General features: G+C 60.3%; 1 protein-coding gene. It reads left to right on the top strand.

Annotated elements, in window-relative coordinates:
* Positions 1 to 225: 225 nt before the first annotated feature.
* Positions 226 to 1,065: an IS5 family transposase gene (locus ACIQVL_RS51585; RefSeq protein ID WP_403479324.1), complete on the top strand. Its 840-nt coding sequence runs from the start codon at positions 226 to 228 to the stop codon at positions 1,063 to 1,065.
* The last annotated feature ends 37 nt before the right edge of the window (positions 1,066 to 1,102 follow it).

Here is a 1,102-nt window from a genome sequence, read left to right on the forward strand (position 1 = left end):
AGAGGGCATTAAGGCATGCCTCATGCCGGTATGCGAGTTCTGTCGCTGTGCCAGTTTGAGGCCTTTCAGTGGATCAATGCGCTTCATCACCTCCACACTTCCGGACCTGCCCGCCCGTTTCACTCGGCTTCAATCCTCGAAGTACGTCTGACGTAGAGATGGATCAGAACCGCCCAATAATCAGCGGAACCTGATCTTCCGTCACGCACATGATCCCTCTGAGAGGTGAGCCAGCGGAAGCCGTACCCCAGCGACCTTTCCGACGCCCGATGGGCCCTGATCGAGCCGACGTTGACGGCCTGGAGAAAAGCCCGGCTCGACCGCAGACCCACCGGGCAGCCGGCCAAGGTCGACCTGCGCGACGTATTCAACGGACTCCTCTACATCAACCGCACGGGAATCCCCTGGAAATACCTCCCACACGACTTCCCGAACTACGGCACCGTCTACGCCTACTATGCCGCCTGGCGCGACGAGGGAATCCTCGCCCAGCTCAACTACGACCTGGCCGGACTCGCCCGCGTGAAGGAGGGACGCAAGCCCGAACCCACAGGGTCCGTCATCGACACCCAGAGCGTGAAAACCTCCACCAACGCGCCCCTGACCAGCCAGGGAACGGACGCCGCCAAGAAGATTGTCGGGCGAAAGCGAGGCATCCTCACCGACACGATCGGACTGATCCTCGCCGTGACCGTCACTGCCGCGAGCCTCTCCGAGAACGCCGTAGGAATACGTCTCCTCGACCAAGCTAAGAAGACCTATCCAACCATCGCCAAGAGCTGGGTCGACACCGGCTTCAAGAACGCCGTCATCGAGCACGGCGCACGTCTCGGAATCGACGTCGAAGTCGTCAACAGAAACCCAGGAGTTCGCGGCTTCCACGTCGTCAAAAGGCGCTGGGTAGTCGAGCGAAGTCTGGGCTGGCTTATGTTGCACCGGCGCCTTTCTCGCGATTACGAGACCCTTCCCGCCAGCTCCGAGGCCATGATCCACGTCGCCTCGATCGACAACCTCGCAAAGCGCATAACAGACGAAACGACACCAACCTGGCGAGGGACCTACTAGCATAGAAAGGGCAATTCGCCTAGATCAAATGCCCTCT

The sequence above is a fragment of the Streptomyces sp. NPDC090499 genome, assembly GCF_044769305.1.
In the GTDB taxonomy this organism is placed as follows: Bacteria; Actinomycetota; Actinomycetes; order Streptomycetales; family Streptomycetaceae; genus Streptomyces.